The 21,537-nt window shown below is 36.5% G+C and carries 13 protein-coding genes and 1 tRNA gene; 5 read left to right on the forward strand and 9 right to left on the reverse strand.

Going from position 1 to position 21,537, the window contains the following annotated elements:
* The first annotated feature begins 127 nt into the window (after positions 1-127).
* The 4 genes from HMPREF0669_RS06110 to HMPREF0669_RS06125 are packed head-to-tail and all read left to right on the forward strand — an operon-like array spanning position 128 to position 7,527.
* A complete protein-coding gene (locus tag HMPREF0669_RS06110; protein WP_009227647.1) occupies positions 128-1,735 on the forward strand; it encodes a CTP synthase in 1,608 nt (535 codons plus the stop codon).
* Positions 1,735-3,633: a membrane protein insertase YidC gene (gene yidC, locus HMPREF0669_RS06115; protein WP_009227648.1), complete on the forward strand. Its 1,899-nt coding sequence runs from the start codon at positions 1,735-1,737 to the stop codon at positions 3,631-3,633. Before HMPREF0669_RS06110 ends, yidC begins: the two co-directional genes overlap by 1 nt.
* Before the next feature lie 16 nt (positions 3,634-3,649).
* Positions 3,650-5,818, forward strand: a complete 2,169-nt coding sequence (locus tag HMPREF0669_RS06120; RefSeq protein WP_044045729.1) for a S9 family peptidase — start codon at positions 3,650-3,652, stop codon at positions 5,816-5,818.
* 47 nt (positions 5,819-5,865) lie between these two features.
* Positions 5,866-7,527, forward strand: coding sequence for an MFS transporter (locus tag HMPREF0669_RS06125; protein WP_020967243.1), 1,662 nt, complete (start codon positions 5,866-5,868; stop codon positions 7,525-7,527).
* Positions 7,528-7,735: 208 nt separating this feature from the next.
* On the opposite strand, the gene HMPREF0669_RS06130 is transcribed toward HMPREF0669_RS06125, so the two are convergent.
* Complete coding sequence (locus tag HMPREF0669_RS06130) at positions 7,736-11,770, reverse strand: glycoside hydrolase family 2 TIM barrel-domain containing protein (protein WP_009227651.1); 4,035 nt, start codon at positions 11,768-11,770, stop codon at positions 7,736-7,738.
* Positions 11,771-12,331: 561 nt separating this feature from the next.
* On the opposite strand from HMPREF0669_RS06130, the gene HMPREF0669_RS06135 reads away from it, so the two are divergent.
* Positions 12,332-12,404, forward strand: a tRNA-Thr gene (locus tag HMPREF0669_RS06135).
* A 264-nt stretch (positions 12,405-12,668) separates the two neighbouring features.
* Here the strand turns inward: HMPREF0669_RS06135 and HMPREF0669_RS06140 are convergent.
* The 8 genes from HMPREF0669_RS06140 to HMPREF0669_RS06175 all read right to left on the reverse strand — a co-directional run bounded on the left by HMPREF0669_RS06140 (position 12,669) and on the right by HMPREF0669_RS06175 (position 21,515).
* Entirely contained in the window at positions 12,669-13,904 is a 1,236-nt protein-coding gene (locus HMPREF0669_RS06140; RefSeq protein ID WP_009227652.1) for a DUF5103 domain-containing protein, read from the reverse strand.
* Position 13,905: 1 nt separating this feature from the next.
* Positions 13,906-16,272 (reverse strand): carboxypeptidase-like regulatory domain-containing protein, encoded by a 2,367-nt coding sequence (locus HMPREF0669_RS06145; RefSeq protein ID WP_009227653.1) that lies wholly within the window; start codon positions 16,270-16,272, stop codon positions 13,906-13,908.
* A gap of 129 nt (positions 16,273-16,401) precedes the next feature.
* Positions 16,402-17,544: a cytochrome d ubiquinol oxidase subunit II gene (locus HMPREF0669_RS06150; RefSeq protein WP_009227654.1), complete on the reverse strand. Its 1,143-nt coding sequence runs from the start codon at positions 17,542-17,544 to the stop codon at positions 16,402-16,404.
* 27 nt (positions 17,545-17,571) lie between these two features.
* Entirely contained in the window at positions 17,572-19,152 is a 1,581-nt protein-coding gene (locus HMPREF0669_RS06155; RefSeq protein WP_009227655.1) for a cytochrome ubiquinol oxidase subunit I, read from the reverse strand.
* Positions 19,153-19,175: 23 nt separating this feature from the next.
* Complete coding sequence (locus HMPREF0669_RS06160; protein WP_009227656.1) at positions 19,176-19,397, reverse strand: DUF4492 domain-containing protein; 222 nt, start codon at positions 19,395-19,397, stop codon at positions 19,176-19,178.
* Between the two features lie 204 nt (positions 19,398-19,601).
* Complete coding sequence (locus HMPREF0669_RS06165) at positions 19,602-20,183, reverse strand: Maf family nucleotide pyrophosphatase (RefSeq protein WP_009227657.1); 582 nt, start codon at positions 20,181-20,183, stop codon at positions 19,602-19,604.
* Between the two features lie 32 nt (positions 20,184-20,215).
* Positions 20,216-20,734 carry an HAD family hydrolase gene (locus HMPREF0669_RS06170; protein ID WP_009227658.1) on the reverse strand — a complete coding sequence of 173 codons (519 nt, stop codon included), beginning with the start codon at positions 20,732-20,734 and terminating at the stop codon, positions 20,216-20,218.
* Positions 20,727-21,515, reverse strand: a complete 789-nt coding sequence (locus HMPREF0669_RS06175) for a Rossmann-like and DUF2520 domain-containing protein (RefSeq protein ID WP_009227659.1) — start codon at positions 21,513-21,515, stop codon at positions 20,727-20,729. The genes HMPREF0669_RS06170 and HMPREF0669_RS06175 overlap by 8 nt, the downstream gene beginning before the upstream one ends.
* Positions 21,516-21,537 lie beyond the last annotated feature (22 nt).

A 21,537-nucleotide genomic window follows, 5' to 3' on the forward strand; every position in this document is an offset into this window, starting at 1 on the left:
AAAAACATTTACTTTGATGGTGCAAAGGTAATAATAAAAATATAAACTTGTTTGTACAATTCGCATTTTTATGCTAACTTTGCACTCCGTATTTATTATAATTATTCATTAAATTAAAGATAAAAACGTGGCTGAAACTAAGTACATTTTTGTAACTGGTGGTGTCGTATCATCATTGGGAAAAGGAATAATCTCTTCGTCAATAGGTAAACTTTTGCAAGCTAGAGGTTATAATATTACAATCCAAAAATTTGATCCATATATTAATATTGATCCAGGAACTCTTAATCCTTATGAGCATGGAGAATGTTATGTGACAGAGGATGGAATGGAAACCGATTTGGATTTAGGTCACTATGAGCGCTTTACTGGTATTAAAACAACCAAAGAGAACTCACTAACAACGGGACGAATATATAAGTCGGTGATTGACAAAGAACGTCGTGGAGATTATTTGGGTAAGACTATCCAAGTGGTACCACATATTACCGATGAAATAAAACGCAATGTTAAGGTTATTGGAAAGAAGTATAATTACGACTTTGTCATTACTGAAATAGGTGGAACTGTAGGTGATATTGAGTCAACTCCTTTCCTTGAAGCCATTCGACAATTGAAGTGGGAACTAGGAAAAGATGCCGTTTGCGTTCATCTTACCTATGTACCTTATCTTAAAGCTGCTCAAGAGTTGAAAACAAAACCAACTCAACACAGTGTAAAGGAACTTCAAAGCATTGGAATACAGCCAGATATTTTGATTCTAAGAACAGAGCAACACCTTAATGATGGAGTTCTTAAAAAGGTGGCAGGATTCTGTAATGTTGATTTTGATTGTGTGATTCAAAGTGAAGACTTACCAAGTATTTATGAGGTTCCTGTTGAAATGCAAGCGCAAGGCCTTGATATTGCCGTATTAAAGAAGATGCAACTTCCAATTGGAGAGACACCTTCTTTAGGTCCATGGCGTAAGTTCTTGGAACGTAGAAACAAATCGGTTGAAGAAGTACATATTGGTCTTGTTGGTAAATATGACTTGCAAGATGCTTATAAGAGTATTCGTGAAAGTCTTTTACAAGCAGGAGTTTATAATGATAGAAAGGTAATTATATCTTTCATAAATTCAGAAGAGCTAACCAATGAGAATGTTGGTGAACGCTTAAAGGGACAAGATGGTATTATGATTTGTCCAGGTTTCGGTCAAAGAGGTATTGAAGGAAAGATTATAGCTGCACATTATGCTCGTGTAAATGATATTCCTACATTTGGTATTTGCTTAGGTATGCAAATGATGGTAATAGAGTTTGCTCGTAATGTTTTAGGGTATTCAGATGCGAATAGTCGTGAGATAGACGAAAAGACAGAGCACAATGTAATTGATATAATGGAAGAACAAAAGAACATTACCAGTATGGGAGGTACCATGAGACTTGGTGCTTACGAGTGTGTTCTTGCTCAAGGTTCACGTGTCTTAGATATTTATAAAAAAGAAAATATTCAAGAACGCCATCGTCATCGCTACGAGTTTAATAATGAATACCTAAAAGAATACGAACGTCATGGTATGATTTGTAGCGGTAGAAACCCTGAAAGTGACTTGGTTGAAATCGTTGAAATACCTGGCTTAAAGTGGTATATTGGAACACAATTCCACCCAGAATATCGAAGTACAGTATTAAATCCTCATCCTTTATTCGTAGACTTTATAAAGGCATCAATTGAGAATAACAAGAAATAATGGATAAAAATAATATTATAGGCTTTAGCCTTATTGCTGCTGTTCTTATTGGTTTCAGTGTTTGGAATCAGCCTTCGTCAGAAGAACGAGCAGAGATTGCACGACAAGATTCTATAGCTAACGTTAAGAAAGCACAGGAAAAGAATCTTTCAAGTAAAACTTTATTAGCAAATACCGCTACAGATAGTTCGTTAACTAATGCGGATACAACTTCAGTTTTGTTTAATGCTTTAAAAGGAACAGCGCAAGATGTAACCTTAAAAAGCGAGAAGTTAACTTTAACTCTTAACTCAAAGGGAGCTGTTGTACGTGAAGTTTTGATTAAAGGATTTAAAGATAGAAATGGAAATCCTAATGTTACATTATTTAATAGTAACGATCAAAACTTAAGATATATACTATCTACAAAGGAAGAAAATATTGATACTAAGGAGCTTTACTTCCAACCTTCAAATGTAACAGATAGTACTGTAACATTTACAGCACAACTACAAGGAACTAAGAAGCTGGTTATTAATTATCAATTAAAGCACAATTATCTTTTGCATACAAGTATTCAAGCACAAGGTATGAATGCAATTTTTGCACCGAATACCAATAGTATGGACATAGTATGGCAAGATAAATGTCGCCAACAAGAGAAAGGTTTCACCTTTGAAAATAGATATTCAACTTTAACTTATCATAAAGCAGATGGCGGTACCGACTATTTAAGCGAGTCATCTGAGAAAGTTGATGAGAAAATTGAAGATAAATTAGATTGGGTTGCCTTTAAGAATCAGTTCTTTTCAGCTGTGATGATTGCTAAAGATGATTTCCAATCAAATACTCTTTTAACATCTGTTCCACAAGAAAAAGGGTCTGGTTATCTTAAAGATTATGAAGCAAAGCTTAAGACTTTCTTTGATCCGACAGGTAAAAAGCCTACAGAATTTGAGTTCTATTATGGTCCTAATGATTTCCGTTTATTGCAGAATATAGAAGATAATGTTAGCTTTATTGGAAAAGATCTTCAGATGCAGCGATTGGTTTACTTAGGTTGGCCATTGTTTAGAATCATCAATCGTTGGTTTACTATTTATGTCTTTGATTTCTTAACATCAATGAACATGAATATGGGAATCGTTCTTATTCTAATAACCTTATTACTAAAGTTCCTTACTTATCCTTTGGTAAAAAAGAGTTATATGAGCTCTGCAAAGATGAGAGTGCTTAAACCACGGCTCGAAGAAGCTACAAAGCACCTTAATGGAGCAGACAATCAAATGCAGAAACAACAGGCAATGATGTCTGAATATGCAAAATATGGCGTGAGTCCTTTATCTGGTTGCTTACCAATGTTAATACAAATGCCTATTTGGATTGCGATGTTTAACTTCGTTCCCAATGCTATTCAGTTACGTGGAGAGAGCTTTTTATGGATCTCAGATCTAAGTACTTACGACCCAATTCTTGAGTGGCACAATAACTATTGGCTCATAGGTGATCACTTATCATTAACATGTATCTTGTTCTGTGCTGCGAACTTACTTTACTCTTGGATGACAATGAAGCAACAAAAAGACCAAATGATTGGTCAACAAGCAGATCAAATGAAGATGATGCAATATATGATGTTCGTCATGCCACTAATGTTCTTCTTCATGTTTAATGATTATTCTGCAGGTCTTAACTTCTATTACTTCATGTCATTGTTCTTTAGTGCATTGATAATGTGGATCTTAAGAAAGACAACTGATGACGAAAAGCTTCTTTCAATCTTAGATAAGAAGTACAAAGAGAACAAAGATAATCCCAAAAAACTAAGCGGATTGGCTGCTCGTCTACAAGCTATGCAACAAGAACAACAAGAGATGTTGCGTAAAAGAAATGAGTTCCAACAAAAGAAAAATAAATAATTATTATCGTATTATCATGTATAAATCAATAATAATGGCTGCTGCTGTCCTATTAGGGGGCAGCAGTTTTGCCTCAAAAGCAAATGCTGTAAGTAGTCCAATGAATAACATTACACTACAAAGTGACTTGATGACCCCTGAAGCTTTATGGGCTATGGGACGTATTGGAACATGTGTTGCGTCTCCAGATGGAAGCAAAGTTGTGTACCAAGTTTCATATTATAATGTAAAAGAGAATAAGAGTACACAAGTACTTTACCTTATAAATGCTGATGGAAGCAATAAAAAGCTACTTACACCTGCAGGTAAGAAAGACACAGATCCTACATGGATAGAAAACGGAAAAGCTATTGCATTCTTGTCAGAAGGCCAACTTTGGAAGATGAATGTAGACGGAACTAATCGTGTGAAACTTACAAATGATTCTAAAGACATCGAGGGTTTCCTTTTCTCGCCAAGTGAAAAGCAAGTAATTCTAATAAAGTCTATTCCTTATCATGGGACAATTGAAGCTAAACCTGCAGACCTTCCATTGACTACAGGTATGGTTATCAATGACATGAATTATCGCCATTGGGATCATTATGTACAAGAAAATCTTCATCCTTTCTTAGCAAATGTAACAGGAAATACTATTAATGAAGGAAAAGATATATTAGAAGGAGAACCTTATGAATGTCCTATGGCTCCATTTGGTGGAGTAGAACAGCTTGCATGGAGTCCCGATTCTAAAACAATTGCCTATACTTGTAGAAAGAAAGAAGGCGTGAACTACGCTATATCTACAGATTCAGATATCTTCCTTTACACAATTTCTACAAAGCAAACTCGCAATCTTTGCAAGCCTGCAGATTATAAAGAACCTGTTATTGACGCTTCTAAAACAATGAAGACGCAAGCTGTTAATCATCAAAATGCAGACTATAATGTGGGTTACGACATCAATCCTAAATTCTCTTTTGATGGAAAGTACATTGCATGGCAAAGCATGAAGAACAATGGTTACGAAAGTGATAGAAATCGTTTGTGTGTTTATGAGCTTGTAACAGGTAATAAAAGCTATGTTACAGAGAAGTTCGATTCAAACGTAGATGAATTCTGTTGGGCAAAAGATAATAAGACATTATATTTCATTGGTTGCTGGCATGCAACAGTTCAAGTATACCAAACCAATTTAAAAGGAGAGGTTAAGAAACTAACCGATGGTGTACACGATTGTGGTGGCATTCAACTTTTAGGCAATCAAGATAAGTTATTGGCTAAATTCCACTCAATGTCGCATCCTGATGACTTGTTTGTTCTTAACTTAAAAGATAAGAAGAATGGATATGTTGCTACTACTCAAATAACAGATGAGAATAAACACATCTTTTCACAGTTAGCTTTAGGTAAGATAGAAGATCGTTGGGTGACAACAACTGATGGAAAGAAAATGCAAGTATGGGTAATTCTTCCTCCTCATTTCGATCCTAATAAAAAATATCCAACAATTCTTTTCTGTGAAGGAGGACCACAAAGTCCTGTGAGCCAGTTCTGGAGTTATCGTTGGAATTTCCAAATAATGGCAGCTAATGGTTATGTGATTATTGCACCAAACAGACGTGGTTTGCCAGGTTATGGTTCTGAATGGAATGGGAAAGTAAGTGGAGATTGGACTGGACAATGTATGAACGACTATCTAAGTGCTATTGATGATGCTGCTAATAATCTTCCTTATGTTGATAAAGATCGCTTAGGCTGTGTAGGAGCATCATTTGGTGGATTTAGTGTTTACTACCTTGCAGGTCATCACAACAAACGCTTCAAGGCTTTTATAGCACACGATGGAGCATTCAACCTCGAATCAATGTACACCGATACAGAAGAAGCATGGTTCTCAAATTGGGAATATGAAGATGCTTATTGGAATAAAGACCAAACAGAAAATGCACGTCGTACATACGAAAATTCACCACATCGTTTTATCGATAAGTGGGATACTCCAATCTTATGTATCCACGGAGAGAAAGATTATCGCATCAATGCAAATCAAGGATTCGGTGCATTTAATGCTGCAAGACTTAAAGGTATCCCTGCACAATTACTCCTTTTCCCAGACGAAAACCATTGGGTTCTAAAACCACAAAATGGTATCTTATGGCAAAGAACATTCTTTAATTGGTTAGATAAGTGGTTAAAGAAGTAAGATTTTACTGAAACCTAATTTATAAATCTAAATATAATAATATTATTATGTCAAACATTAACAACACAACTACAATGCGCGACTCAGCAGTAATGCGCTGGTCGGCACTCTTATTGTTGGCGGTGGCAATGTTCTTTGCTTATATCTTTATGGATATATTGTCGCCAATCAAAGACTTAATGGAATCTACACGAGGATGGGACTCTACAGCCTTTGGTACTTATGCGGGTTCTGAAACCTTCTTAAATGTATTTATCTTCTTCCTCATCATTGCGGGAATTATTCTCGATAAGATGGGAGTTCGTTTCACAGCGTTACTCTCTGGGGCAGTGATGTTGTTAGGAGCATGTTTCAATTGGTATGCAATTACCGAAATGTTTATGGGTTCTACTCTTGAAGAGTGGTTTAATACACATTTAAATTACATTCCTGTTTTCGATGAATTAGGTGTTTCTCCTTTCTATGAAGGTATGCCTGCATCTGCAAAAGTAGCTTCAATCGGCTTTATGATATTTGGTTGTGGAGCTGAAATGGCTGGAATCACAGTGTCAAGAGGTGTTGTTAAATGGTTTAAGGGCAAAGAAGTTGCTCTTGCAATGGGTTCTGAAATGGCATTAGCACGTCTTGGTGTGGCTACATGTATGATTTTCTCGCCTGTATTTGCAAAGATGTTTGGTAAGATAGATGTATCTCGTTCAGCTGCATTCGGTCTTATTCTTTTGATGATTGCATGTATTATGTTTGTTGTATATTTCTTTATGGACAAACGATTAGATGCTCAAACAGGTGAAGCAGAAGAAAAAGACGATCCATTCCGCCTATCAGATATAGGCTTAATTCTAAAGAGCCAGGGGTTCTGGGTAGTGGCTTTACTTTGCGTTTTGTATTACTCTGCAATTTTCCCTTTCCAAAAGTATGCTGTAAACATGTTGCAAAGCACCATTACTTTCAAGGAACTTTCTCCTAACGATCCATGGGCTTCAAACACAATTACAGTGCTTCAATATTTTGTAATGATTGCTATTGCAGCATCTTCATTTATCAGTAACTTTTGTAAAAACAAGATATGGAAATACACTCTATTAGGTGTTTCGGTGTTGTTCCTATTGGTTTATTGCTATATCGCATACCATCGTCAATCTGCAGAAGCCATTTTTGCAGTGTTTCCTCTACTTGCTGTGGGTATTACTCCAATCCTTGGACGATATGTCGATTATAAAGGTAAGGCAGCTTCAATGCTTGTTTTAGGAAGTGTTCTTTTGATTCTTTGCCACTTAACCTTTGCTTTTGTGTTGCCACAGTTTAAGGGTAATAACATCGGAGGAATCTCTTTGGCATTCATAACCATTCTTATTTTGGGTGCAAGTTTCTCACTTGTTCCTGCATCACTTTGGCCTTCAGTTCCAAAGTTGGTAGATAGTAAGATTATTGGTTCAGCTTATGCACTTATTTTCTGGATTCAAAACATCGGACTATGGCTATTCCCACTATTGATAGGTAAGGTGTTGAAGAGCTCAAATCCTGAAGTAGAACGTCAATTAGCAGAAAATATCATCACACCAAGTCAGGCAACAACAGCTTATAACTACACCAATCCACTGTTGATGTTAGCTGTTTTAGGTTTAATTGCTCTATTCCTTGGTTTCTATCTCAAGATAGTTGATAAGAAGAAAGGCTATGGTTTGGAAGAACCAAACGTAAAAGAATAAACTCAAGAAGATTGAAATATTAAAATAAGCACTCAGGTTATAATGCATAATCTGGGTGTTTTATTTTGAAGAGTTTGGCAGAACTTTTACCTTGGTGTTCATTACTATATAGTGCACTCTAGATACATAAAAAGAAGAGGCTGTGAGAAAATAGAAGTTCAAATGCTTGCTATCTTTACACAGCCTTTTCTTTGTTTAATTTGAATTTCTATTTTTCTAGTACTTTGAACTCTGCACCCGAAGCAAAGTCTTGTCCGTTTTGTTCACTTAGGGCAGTAAAGCGAATGAAACGAGCCTTTATAGGAGTAGTAAGCAAGATAGATTTTTCCTTTCTGTTGTTCTCAAACTCACCTTCAACAACAGGTTTACTCCATGTTTTGCCATCATTGCTAATTTGAATGGTGTATTTCTTAATATTACCATTGTTGCTGTTTTGGCGTGGAAGATAAGTAAATCCTTTGATGTTCTTCACACTTCCGCAATCGAAGTCAACCCAATGAGGAGGGTTTGCCACTGTAACAGAGTACATGGTGTGCCAATATGTGTCTGGATTTCCGTCAGTTAAATGAACAGAATTGCCCTCGCCACTCTCTTGACTTGATGCAAATACGACCGATAATGGTATACTTTCGATGCGTGAGAACGATTGGCGTGCTTTGAGCCATTCATTCCCTTTGGTCCATGCTGTGATGGTTCCGCCATTACGTAGATTGATAGCTCCAGTGTATTTAACAGGCTTTTTGCTGTCGTTGATTGTGTAGAAGATATCACCCTTCACACCATTTGCATTGATGGTTACATTACCTTGCTCGTCCCTTGCAATGGTAAGTGGTGTTACACTGTTAAAACTTATATCCGACTTGTTTAAAAGTTCCTTGCTATCTTTAGAGCTTATAGGGCGAATGATGTATCCAAATGTGTGTGGAGTTGCCGTTACACGGTCGTGTAATAAAGGACCACCTTGTCCGCAACTATTACCTCCTAGTCCTGTGATAGCCATGTCTAAGTGTAAATAAGTATAATCACTTTGTGGCAATTCGTGTGGGTGGTTAGCCATTGCAATGGCATTATCCGACCAAGGCAGAGCAGAGAAGCTCATCTTGTCTTTTGCAATAAAGATTGCTCCTGCATGCGAATTCTTGCTATTGTCAAAGCCTGTGAGAGACAACCAACGAGTATCTTGGTGGTTACCTGTGTCTTGTGGCTTAGGGAATGCTACAAATTCGTTGTTAACATCTTGCTGTTCATATAGTCCAATCATTTGTCCTGTCTTGCGATCAGGATAGTTATCCACCATACCACGACCGTAATAATTTAGTGTGTTGAGTGATTTTGGAATACGAATAGTGTAACCTAGCTTTGCAAGTACTAAACTTGGCTTGTTACTTGTGATTGAACTTTCGCTCTCTATGCTACCATCTGGGTAGATAGTGTAAACTACTTGGGTGTTAAAACGGAAGTCGTCCTTTCCAAAAGGCTTGTCCTTAAATTCAATAAGTTTCTTCCAATTGGCGTTTCCACCTTCTAAACGATAGCCGTATGGAGCCTGCGATTCTATGCTAAACACAATTGATACCGAGCCATTGCTATTTGCATGTGTTGTATAATTGGTGCATTTGTGTTGCAAGTTGTTCAAACCATTTGCATACCAAGCCTCATAAGCCCAGTTATCATTGTTGGTCCATGCACGGAAAGCATTAAGTTCAGGTCCACAACCATCTTCAATGATAGTCTTACCATCATATTGTAGGTTATAAATAGTACCCTTAGTAAGGTCGAAAGTAGTACTAAATTGATCACCAGAAAGAACAATTTTGTTGTTCTTTGGTGCTGTTACGTTCACTTTTCCTTTGACTTCTAATGCAGGACGAGCTTCTGCTAGCTGCACAGGTAATTGCTCTTCAGCCTGAATATATCCAGCTTTTGCCCATGGCATATCGTGTTTTAGACGATAAGTGATGTGGAGTAGATATTCTTTATTAGGCTGAAGTCCTTCATTGAGTCCGTTGATTGTGATGTATTTGTGTGTTCTTGCAGGCACACTACCAAGCTCTAAGCTTCCTTCTTTAACAGGAATACCATCGGCTGTCAGTGTATAAGCCATCTTATAGCTACTTAAATCATCAGAATAATAGTTTTTATTAAATACATCTAATGTAGCTGTTTTAGCGTCTTTCCATTTTGTTCCGATATATTGGTACACCTTTTTCACTTCAAAGTATTGAGGTTTTGGAGCTTCATCACCAAAGATAATACCATTCATAACAAACTGTCCGTCGTTAGGAGTGTCGCCAAAGTCACCGCCATAAGCTGCATAACGCTTGCCATCTTTAGTATAATGGTACATACTTTGGTCGATCCAGTCCCATATTGCACCGCCCATGAAGAAGTTTGTAGACTCCATTGCGTCCCAATAATCAACAAGATTGCCTACTGCATTACCCATAGAGTGTGCGTATTCCGATATATGGAAAGGATATTTGATACCCATTTTACCTTTAACAGCATCACGAGTCCATGCAATACTTGGGTATTGATTAGATCCCATGTCCACAATATCATTGTTACGTTCGTATTGTACCGGTCTAGAAGTATCAAAAGCCTTTAGTGAATCGTATGCAACTACAAAGTTATGACCAGGTCCCGCCTCGTTTCCTAGACTCCAAATAACGATAGAAGGGTTGTTCACAAGTTGATGCGCCATAGTCATTACACGATCAACGTGTGCTTCTTGGAACTCAGGAACATGCGAAAGCGATGCTTTGCCATAGAAATATTCGTGGCTTTCAATGTTTGCTTCGCTCTCTAAATAGATACCATACTTATTGCAAAGGTAGTAGAAATAAGGGTCATTGGGGTAGTGAGAGGTACGGATATGATTGATATTAGCACGCTTCATTAGCATAATTTCACGCTCCATCTGCTCTCTTGAAATAACTTTACCTGTTAATGGGTTCGTATCATGTCGGTTAACACCCTTTAGTTTTAACGCCTTTCCATTGATATAATAGTATCTTCCAGCCAAACCGAATTCGTCTTCGTGAGCAGGAGTTTCCTTTATTTCAACACTGCGGAAACCAGTTTGGAAACTAATAGTTTCAATAACCTTTTTACCTTGCATTAATTCTCCAACAAGAACGTATACATTTGGCTCCTCAGCAGTCCAAGGAGTAGCATTGTTTAAGGTGATAGTTTGCTGAAGATAAGCTAGTTTATTACTACTACATGCAGTCTTTTCCTTTGAAGTTCCAAAGATAGAAACCAACTCATTATCATCTGAATATAACTTATTTCGATAGATGCTCCAGCGTACACTTAGGTCTTTTACATTCTTCTTAGTTAGATTTTGCAATGTAGTATTGATGCTAACAGTTCCATTTCCATCTTTATAAGTAGGAATAGCCTTCACATCTGCGATGTGTACTTTGGGTTTTGCAGTGACACTAACATTACGGAAGATACCAGGAAGACGGAACATGTCTTGTGCTTCGAGGAAACTTCCATCAGAAGAGCGATATACTTCCAGCGCAATTTCGTTTTTTCCTTTGCTAATATATGGAGTAATATCGAAATGTGCGGTGTTACGTGAGTTCTTAGAGAAGCCTACATAGCGACCATTAATCCAAAGATAGAAGAAAGAGTCTATACCATCGAAGTTGACATACACTTCCTTTCCATCCCAATTAGCAGGAATATCGAAACTTCTTCTAAACGAACCCACTTCATTACGATATTCGTATGTGGTGTAGTTCTTTGGTGGTTCACGCATAACACCCTTTTTCCAGTCGCCTGGTTCGATGTTATATTTAAAGATAACCCATTGATTAACATAGATGGGTACACCATATTTTAAAGTTCCATCTTTCTGAATTCCAGCCATATTCCAGCTTACAGGTACCTGTAAGCGATCCCATTTGCTATCGTCATAGCCCTTTCTAAAGAAGTCTTTTGGACGTTCATCGGGATTTTTTGCAAAGTGAAAACTCCATTCTCCGTTAAGAGATAGGTAGTCTTTTGCAAATTCTGGCAATACTTTTCTGGCCTCGTTAACCGACGAGAATGAAGAGAAAAGCGAACGGGCAGGTAGTTTATTATACCCCAACATTCCCGGATTTTGCCATTCTTGCCCTGTTGGTGCCACGTCTTGACCAAATAGATAGCCTCCAACGGGAAGGTTGTCTGCCTGTAAAGGCATGGCTGTTAAAGATGATAACAGCAACGAGAAAAACATTTTTTTTTGCATAATAGATTGTTGTTATACTTTGTGATTGTATTAATGGTAGTCCTTCTTAAAAGGAAATGGAAATTTGTTGTGCCATAAATTCTTAATTAGATGTAGATAACACACCTAAGCTCCATTGTCTACAAAGTTAATAAAAAAGAACTAACTACCAACTATTGGTTCGGAATTCCAATGATAATTCCAGTTCTTTCATTCTTTAAGTAAACATATATCGGAGAAATAGTGATTCTTATACAGTCTCTTCAATTTCTTGTTCTTTATTCATTCGTTTGTAATAGCATTGCTTTTGTGGTGTAATTGCATTGAGTTTAAACGATAAAAGCATTAAGTTTGTTTGATAGCTTTTGTATGTTAGCTTGCGAAGCTATTTCATCTTATTTTCAGATAAATAGCTTATTAGTAAAAGCGTCTATCCTTTAATCTCCCAATCATAACGACATTAGGGTAAGGACGTGGCTAAATAAAATAGTGAAAATAATTAATAAAAGGTTTATTTTGAAAAATAAAAAAATATATATACCTTTGCATTGCTAACAAAGGACTTAGGAATTAAACCATATTGCCGATATGGCTCAGTTGGTAGAGCAATTCATTCGTAATGAATAGGTCCCCGGTTCGAGCCCGGGTATCGGCTCTTTTGTGAGAGCAGAAACATGTATAATTAGAATTCTCTAAATTGGTTATTTGAAGAGAGAATTCATTTTTATTCAATTTATTTATAGTAAGAAAGTTGTGGGGTGCTATTCTTTTAAAGATAAAAAGAGTAGTATAAGTGTTTGTTTATGTTTGAAATTTAGTTGATTGAGGCGGTCTTCTAAAAACTGAAAAAGTGTTTTGGGAAACTTGAACGCAACGATATCAAAACATTGTTCGCCCTTAATCTCCTGCCTTTTTGTGTTTATTTCAATTGGATTTGTTTGAAGCCTACCAGCTGATAGGTGCGTTCTCCCTTGCCTTTAAAATAAACATAGGCTTGATATGTGTTTTCTGTTTGAAAGAAATTACCTTCTGTTGGGAGGGTGGTGATAGTGCCATTAGGCGTTTTAAGAAGATATTGATACGAGTAATATCCCTGTTTAAGGTTCACAACAGCAGTGTATGCCTTTATTTCCTCGTTATAGGTTAAATGATATTTTTCAGTAAAACTATTGTTAGTCCACTGACCATTAAGATATATTTCGCCCACTTGTTTGGGAATAGCAAGGGTGAAATGCACATTGATATAATCAGAAGCAGTGTTGTTTTCTATGTTATCACTATTGCGAATATAGAATGCTCCATTAGCATCTTCATCATAAACATAAGCAAAACGTGAGGTAGTGGGCCATAAAAAGGCATTATAACTATTGTTATTCCACACCATTTGCTCTATACCCATAGAGGGTTGCGAAGTGTGAAGCGTCTCAAATTTATGGTATTCGTTGCCCGCATCAAATATCAATTGTTTGTTATGTTGCCATATCATCGATTCGGTTGTAACGATTTGAGGCATAAAATCCTTTCTAATGTTATCGAGACGATTATTTTGAGTCACCACTATTTTGAACTCTTCTTTAGGATTTTGCGACACATTAGGTGGATAATTAAGTACAATATTCAATTGTTGATGTCGATTGTTGATGTCTAAGTCTGTGTTTGTTGTAGCCTCAATACCTATTTTTACCTTAGGATCTACCACCATAAAGTGAGCAACAAGAATTTTAGAATCATTGTTGTTATTATCGTAAACCGTTACCCTATAATTGCCACTCATAAGCAATTGGCACGATTCGTTGGGTATTGAGAACGAATAATGGGTGTATTCTGTGTTGGTATTGATAGAAGGTTGAATGTCTTCTATATTCAAATAGTCTGAAAAGCCTCTGATATAGTCGCTCTTAAATAGTTGCTTCGACACCGACCAATCGTCTTCGCAATGTTCAACAGTATAAACATACCGATGATAATTGTGGCTTTTTTCGTCGAAAGAGATGTTGATAGGGGTGTTATCGTTAAGCGAAATAACAGGTGGATCGAGCCATTTATTGCCTGCAACAACCTGCAATGAGGCGATATTAGAATGGATTATTCTATTTTGTTGCGCCCATGAAGCATTGCAACACAGCAGGAGTAGAAAGGCAAAAAGATTCTTCATATTAAAAATCTATTGATAAACGTGCATTGATTTGACGACCTGTTAAATAGTTAGGTACGGCATATTGATTGTTGGTTACATCGGTAATCCAATAATAAGAGTTTACATTACTTATTCCAAAGAGATTCAAACAATCTACTCCTAACCACATATTCTTAATGAATTTCTGATGGTTTTTGCTGTTAAGAAGATTGTAGCTCATACCAATATCAACTCGTTTATATGCTGGAGCACGGAAAGTATTAGTCTCTAAGTCTTGATGCGGAGTTGAAAAAGGTAAGCCATCGGCAAATGCAAGCTTAAGAGACATCTTCCAGCGCTCTGTTCCTGGGAAGTAATCCGTAAAGAATAGGTTTATAGCATAGCGTTGATCGGTGGGTAATGGAATTTTCTTTCCATTTAAGTTCATTTGAGTATTCATCAAAGAAAGACTTATCCACGAGTCGGTTCCTGGCACAAATTCACCATAAAGCTTAAGGTCTAAGCCTGCAGCATGGCCCTTGCAGAGCTGATCTCCATAATAAATAACCTTTACATTGTTTACACTATAGGGAATAAGGTTGCTTAAAGCTTTGTAATAAGCTTCGGCTGTGAATTTATATTGGTGTTCTTTTACTTTGAAATTATAATCTAATCCTGCAATGAATTGTAGTGACCTTTGACTCTTAACCTTCTTATTAAATTGTGCATAAGTTACTCCATTCGACATTGTTGTATCTCTTAATTCTTTAAAGAATGGTGCTTGATAATATAAACCAGTGGCAAAACGCATGGTGACATTATGGTTAAAGGCGGGTGTAATGCCTAAAGATACACGTGGACTGATGATTGTTTCTTTATTGAAACTCCAGTTGCTCACTCTAATTCCGTAGTTAAGTGTAAAGAGAGTGTGTTCATGTTTGCTAGTAAAGCGATAGGTGTCTTGAATATATCCTTCCATTCTTTGACTGCTTAACTCGTTCTTTGCACGTAGAGAATAAATCATATTGAGTGCTTCTGGCGTATTAGGAATGTTGTAACCGCTAGAGTCTCGCATCTCATATTCATTCGAAATCTCTTTTATATTCTCCCATTTCATGGTGAATGCACTCTCTATGTTGTGCTTTGAAGTTTTGTGATTAAAAAGTAATTTTACATTTTTAATATTGGCTTTTAGATAGTTTCTAGAGTGCTGAAAATAGGTTCCTACACCAAGATTTTCGCTTGTTTCGGTTTGTGTTAGCCAGTATTGACCTTGTATGTCATATTTCTCTTGCTCCTTAGTAGAGAACGCAGAGGCAATAAGAGCTAACGAAGTGTTTTGCGTTAGGTTACGCTTTAGACTGAAAGATCCGAAGAATGTTTGGAATAAATCATTTTCTTGTCCGTCGAAATAGACCTTGAAATTCTTTACATTCTTAAATGTTCCAAACTTTGTTTCTCTGTTTTCTGGAGTGAAAGTGTACTGATTATCCGATATACTTCCAATGAAAGAGACTTCCCATCTCTTGTTAGGTTTATAATTAAAGTAGGTCTGATAATCTAAGAAACGAGGCATGTATTCGCCTCTAGTTTCGAGAGTTCCCAATAAATATTTATTGGTTTTGTATCGAATACTATTACTCCATGAAATCTTTTGATTGGCTATTGCTGCGTATAAGCCTGCTCCAAGCATACTGATATATGCAGATGCTTCAGACTTTTGTGGTGTTTTATAAATGATATCTAATGCAGAAGACATCTTATCTCCATACTTAGCGTCGAATCCTCCAGTTGAAAATCCAATCTTTTCAACCATATTTGGGTTGATAATAGATAAACCTTCTTGTTGTCCACTGCGTACAAGAAAGGGACGAAATACCTCTACATTGTTGATATATACACTATTTTCATCGAATGAACCACCACGAACATTATATTGAGAAGATAGCTCGTTGTGGGTAGAAACGCCCGCTTGACTTTGTATCAACTCTTCAACTGCATTGCCAGTAGCCGATGGATTGTTCTTTAAATCTTCGGTTTTGATATGCTGCATCTGTCCTGTTTGCTTGCGAGCACCCTTCACTGTTACCTCTTCAATCATGTTATCTGAATATAATACGATTTGAAGTTTCAGCTTACCTTTAGGCTTTTGTAATATTCTTGTTTTGGTTTTATATCCTACCATCGAGAATTTTACAGGCACAGAGTCGGCAGTATGTAAGGTTAAAGAGAACTCTCCACGGGGTGAAGTCATCGTCATTTTACCTTGTTTTGCAACAGATACAGTTACGAGTTCAATGGGTTGTTGTTGCTCATCGACAACTTTTCCTTGAAGAGTGAATGTTTGTCCGTGCATTACTACTGCATAGAAGAAACATATAAAATATAGTGCAATTCTTAATTTCATATAAACATTAAACGCAAAAAACACTGTTATATTGTTTAATTTGAGAGATATAGATAAAAGAAATTACCGCCAAACAAGTATAAATGGCTTGTATGACGGTAATAAGTCTTTTCTATTGAGATTCGATGATTAGTAAACTTCGTCGTCTTTCAATTCTTCTTTATCTAGTTTTTTCTTGTCCATTACATACCAAACGTAAGCAATATAAGCCACAACGAATGGAACAAGGATTGAAACTACAGACATTGTTTGAAGTGTAAACAAACTACTGCAGCTGTTTGAGATGGTTAAACTGCTTTGAATATCAATGTTTGATGGATAGTAAGCAGTGTGATTCCAACCTGCACTGAGTAGTAGTGATAATACAACTAACACTACTCCTATACCTGCAAACCATATTCCTTTGGTATAATTCTTAGTGAAAAGAGTTTTACCAAGAGCGTAAAGAAGCATCAAAACACCAACAAGTAGCACAACTAACAAATACCACATTGTGATGAAGTTATTGAGATACTTCATTGGTTCCATATAAATACTTCCGTCATTTACATTCTCTGCAAATCCATCTTTAAGAAGAGTGCGGATTAAGAATGAAAGAAATAGGATCAAGAATGGAACAGTATTAACTAGAAGTTGTTTCTTTGAACGTTCTTGTATTGCTGCATCATTCACGTTATTGATGATATAGAATGTACCCAGAATACGTGAAAGGAACATCACTGCCAATCCAAGTACAAGATTCCAAGGGTCTAATAGCGCATCAAGTCCGTGTGAACCATTAGCCCATTGGCTAATAACAGGTTGCAGACTGTTGGTGATGTTCATCTTGTTCACTACAAAGTTAGAACCATTAAAGAATGTTGCAACAGCTCCACCTAGTAGAACTGGACCAACTATTCCATTGAGAACTAAGAACCATTGAAATGTTTTTGTACCGAAAATGTTACCTAGTTTGTTTTGGAATTCGTAGCTCACAGCTTGTAATACGAATGAGAATAAGATGATCATCCATAACCAATAAGCTCCACCAAAACTGGTACTATAGAATAACGGGAATGAAGCAAAGAATGCACCACCGAATGTTACGAGGGTAGTAAAGGTAATTTCCCATTTGCGTCCTGTTGAGTTTACAACTAAACGACGTTCCTCTGGGGTATGTCCTAATGAGAAAATAAGAGAATTTGCGCCTTGTACAAACATTAGAAAGACGAGTAATGCTCCTAATAAAGAAACCAAGAACCACCAGTAGTGTTGTAATAATGTGTATGACATAATATCTTGTTTTAATTATTTTGTAATCTATTCGTTCACATTTGTGTATTCAGGTCCTTTCTTAATTTGCTTACAAAGGATATTGATTTCAGTGATAAGCATCGCTGTAAACAATACTAAGAAGATGAAGAAAGTAACAATAACTGAACTAGCTTGAATGTTAGAAACAGCCACCCAGGTAGGAAGTATATCTTGAATAGTCCAAGGTTGACGTCCCATTTCAGCAACAACCCAACCTGATTCTGTTGCAATATAACCTAAAGGAAGTGTGATGATTCCTGCAATAAGCAACCAACGATGTTTGGTTAGGTCCTTCTTATACACTATAAATAATAGTACTGCAAAGAAAAGAATAAACAAACAACCTAGTCCTACCATTAGTCTGAACGACCAGAAGCATACTGGAACGTAAGGGACAACTTGGTCTGCAGACTTAATATAGCCGTAACCAAAGTACTTCATGTTGTCGTTTAATATCTTAAGATTAGCTTCAATACCTACCTTGTCGTTAGCTTTTTTAGCCTCACGATAAGCTGGAAGAGCAGTAATAGCTTGTTTACCACGAGCAATCTTCTCTTGAAGTGATGGCTCTTTTACGCCTTCATTGTTGGTATATCCATTGATAATGTCGTTGATTCCTGGTACATATCCTTCGAAATTGTTTGTTGCAAGGAATGAAAGAGCAAAAGGAATATCAATCTTACATGGATGTTTTGGACAATCCTTAAACTCTGGTTGTAAGAAAGGATTAACCAAACCAAAAGTTGTTAGCGGTTGTGCTTTACCACCATTGTATAGCGCTTCCATTGCAGCAAGCTTCATTGGTTGAGTCTTTGCCACCATATGTGCAGAGTGATGTCCTGTTATTCCTGCTAAAATAGAAGCGGTAAGACCTACAAATGCAGCAATTTTTAGGCTCTCAGTAGCAAGCTTTACTTCTCGTTTCTTAATTAAATAATAACAGCTAACAGCAACAGTAAACACCGCACCTATAATCCAAGAGGATGTTACTGTGTGTAGAAATTTATCAATAGCGAATGGACTAAACGCTACTTCTAGGAACGAATCGAACGATGCAAGCTCATTTCTCATTGTGTCAGGGTTGAATGTATGTCCTACAGGATACTGCATCCAAGAGTTTGCAACTAATATCCACCAAGCAGAAATAGTTGCTCCTAAGCCTGTTAACCAAGTAGAAGCAAGGTGAAAACCAGCTGAAACTTTCTTCCAACCGAAGAACATTACTGCCACAAAAGTAGACTCCATAAAGAATGCAAGAATACCTTCAATAGCTAAAGGAGCACCAAAGATGTCACCAACTAACCATGAATAGTTACTCCAGTTAGTACCAAATTCGAATTCAAGAATGATACCTGTGGCAACACCCATCGCAAAATTAATACCAAAAAGCTTTTGCCAGAACTTTGCAACATCCTTCCAAAATGGAGTTTTTGTTCGGTAATAGCATGTTTCTGCGATACCCATTATAACGGCAAGACCTAGAGTTAGTGGTACAAAAAGCCAGTGATAAATGGCTGTAAGGGCAAATTGTGCTCTCGACCAGTCGATAGTACTACTCGAGATGTCTAATAAAAGATGATTAAACATAATGTATTGTAGTTTTAATTATTTTACTTTGAACGTTGAATTAGCTCTTTTGAGACATATTCTGATTCGCTTCCTTTGGGGGCTTGCTGTTTTATATGATTGGGAAAAAAGAATACTTTTAAGATTGCAAACATTATAAATAGTTTTATTGCAATGATTAACCATAATGTTTTGCCAAGCTTCATGTTCTTAAATCCGTCATAATATAAATAAAATATCTTTTCAAACAAATTATTATTACTCATTTAAACGATTTCTTTTTATTATCGCACAAATATAAATATTTATCCTCAAAGATGAGGATAAATGGTGTATTTTTTTATAAAATATGTGAGAAAAGTACTGGAAATTTAATTATTGAGGCGCAAAAAGACCATACTTTTATATAAAATCCTTTTAAATGGAGGTTTTATCTTTAATTAAAATAGATGAGAGGCACTCTTACATATTTAGTTATTTAACTCTAATTCCTTTATTTTCTCGTAAACACGATGAATGGGAAGTCCCATTACATTGAAGTAGCTACCTTTTATACTTGTAATTCCGATGTAACCAATCCACTCTTGGATGCCATACGAACCTGCTTTGTCAAAGGGTTTGAATTGCGATACATAATAGTTTATCTCCTCATCTGATAGCTTTTTGAAACAAACTTCAGTGATGTCGGTAAATGAAATGTCTTTTTCTAAGGTCTTTAAGCACACGCCTGTAGCTACAGTATGGTTTTTATTACTTAGAAGACGTAACATCTTAAATGCCTCTTTCTCGTCCTTTGGTTTGCCTAAAATAGTGTTATCGACTATTACAAGCGTATCGGCTGTAATTAAAATCTCATTGTCTGCCACCTTATAATTACTAGCTTTTTTCTTAGAAAGATATTCTGGAACATCTAAAGCAGATAGGGTAGAGGGATAAGACTCATCGATATCGCTTTTTATCCTGATTGTAATTGACTTGTTTAATCCCGACAATAACTCTTTACGTCGAGGCGAATTACTGGCCAACACCAGTTGATATTCTTTTTTATTCATTTCTGTTTATAATATAATAAGGTGACAGCTCACTACCAACCGAATGCAACATCACTTGCCATCCACTTTCCTTGAGCCTTTAAAACCTGCTCTATAATATCTCTTCCGCAGCCATTTCCGCCTGTAAAGTCGCTGATATAGCAACTAATTTCCTTTATTTCTGGTGCCGCATCTTTAGGACAACATGCACAACCGCACACCCTCATTACTTCATAATCGGGTATGTCGTCGCCCACATAAATAATCTCTTCGTCTTTTAATTGATATTTTTCTTTAAGCGAATTGTATATCTTTATTTTTACACTTGCGCCAAGATGAACCTCTTTTACACCGAGATTTTCATATCTAACCTTCACCGCATTGGTCTTTCCACCAGTTATAATGCCCATAATAAGTCCTTGTTTTTGAGCTAATTGAATGGCATATCCATCTTTAATGTTAGCACTTCTTAGCGGTTCTCCACTACTTGTGAGGGTTATTGTTTGTGTAGATAGAACACCATCTACATCAAAGAATATTGCACGTATTTTGCTTAAGTCGTAATTAATCATTGTCGTTATGTTGTTCTAGCTTGTTTATTATTTGAGCAGACATCTCTTTGTAGAGAGATTGTAATGCCTTGTTGCTTTCTAATAGCTGAATATGGCTTTCTATTATCTTTGTGTCTTTGCGTGCTGCAGGACCTGTTTGCGCCTCAATGGCAGACATTTTGTGTACCTTTTTAGCCGTTTCGTCAATCAAAGGTAAAATTACTTCGAATGGGATAGAACGATTTTCTAATAATTCTTGAGCCACACTATAGCAATAATTGCTAAAATTACATGCAAAGATAGCAGCAATATGAAGGTATTTTCGATCGGTATCATTGAGGTGATACACCTTCTTTGAAATACTTGTTGCTATGCTTTTAATTGTATTAAGAGAGTCTTCGTCATTTGCATCAATAAATATAGGTATATCACTGAATGATAATAGTTTATCAATGCTAAACGTTTGCATGGGATATAGCACTCCAAATCTATTGGCATAGGGTGCAAAGCTACTCATTAATAGACTACCCGATGTGTGTAAAAAGATAGCGTCTTTGCGCTCGTTACATATTTTGGGAAGTGCATCAAGAAACGCATCGTCTTTTAATGCGATGATGTATAAGTCGGAATCTTTATTGATTTGTTTGAATGAAGTGGTTTTGGCGCAGTTTAAGAGTTCGGCAAGACGATTAGCAGAACGTGCAGTTCTACTAAAAACCTCTTTGATATGAAATCCTTTTTCTTTCAGTTCTACACCTAAATTGGTTGCCAGTTTTCCAGCTCCAATAATTGTTATATCCATTGTTTTAATTGTTGTTGTTTTA

The sequence above is a fragment of the Prevotella sp. oral taxon 299 str. F0039 genome, assembly GCF_000163055.2.
Taxonomy (GTDB): domain Bacteria; phylum Bacteroidota; class Bacteroidia; order Bacteroidales; family Bacteroidaceae; genus Prevotella.

What these genes read in the sequence shown, in the direction of transcription:
- yidC (WP_009227648.1), top strand. Translation starts at nt 1,735, where the DNA reads ATGGATAAAAATAATATTATAGGCTTTAGCCTTATTGCTGCTGTTCTT.
- HMPREF0669_RS06120 (WP_044045729.1), top strand. Translation starts at nt 3,650, where the DNA reads ATGTATAAATCAATAATAATGGCTGCTGCTGTCCTATTAGGGGGCAGC.
- HMPREF0669_RS06125 (WP_020967243.1), top strand. Translation starts at nt 5,866, where the DNA reads ATGTCAAACATTAACAACACAACTACAATGCGCGACTCAGCAGTAATG.
- HMPREF0669_RS06130 (WP_009227651.1), bottom strand. Translation starts at nt 11,770, where the DNA reads ATGCAAAAAAAAATGTTTTTCTCGTTGCTGTTATCATCTTTAACAGCC.
- HMPREF0669_RS06140 (WP_009227652.1), bottom strand. Translation starts at nt 13,904, where the DNA reads ATGAAGAATCTTTTTGCCTTTCTACTCCTGCTGTGTTGCAATGCTTCA.
- HMPREF0669_RS06145 (WP_009227653.1), bottom strand. Translation starts at nt 16,272, where the DNA reads ATGAAATTAAGAATTGCACTATATTTTATATGTTTCTTCTATGCAGTA.
- HMPREF0669_RS06150 (WP_009227654.1), bottom strand. Translation starts at nt 17,544, where the DNA reads ATGTCATACACATTATTACAACACTACTGGTGGTTCTTGGTTTCTTTA.
- HMPREF0669_RS06155 (WP_009227655.1), bottom strand. Translation starts at nt 19,152, where the DNA reads ATGTTTAATCATCTTTTATTAGACATCTCGAGTAGTACTATCGACTGG.
- HMPREF0669_RS06160 (WP_009227656.1), bottom strand. Translation starts at nt 19,397, where the DNA reads ATGAGTAATAATAATTTGTTTGAAAAGATATTTTATTTATATTATGAC.
- HMPREF0669_RS06165 (WP_009227657.1), bottom strand. Translation starts at nt 20,183, where the DNA reads ATGAATAAAAAAGAATATCAACTGGTGTTGGCCAGTAATTCGCCTCGA.
- HMPREF0669_RS06170 (WP_009227658.1), bottom strand. Translation starts at nt 20,734, where the DNA reads ATGATTAATTACGACTTAAGCAAAATACGTGCAATATTCTTTGATGTA.
- HMPREF0669_RS06175 (WP_009227659.1), bottom strand. Translation starts at nt 21,515, where the DNA reads ATGGATATAACAATTATTGGAGCTGGAAAACTGGCAACCAATTTAGGT.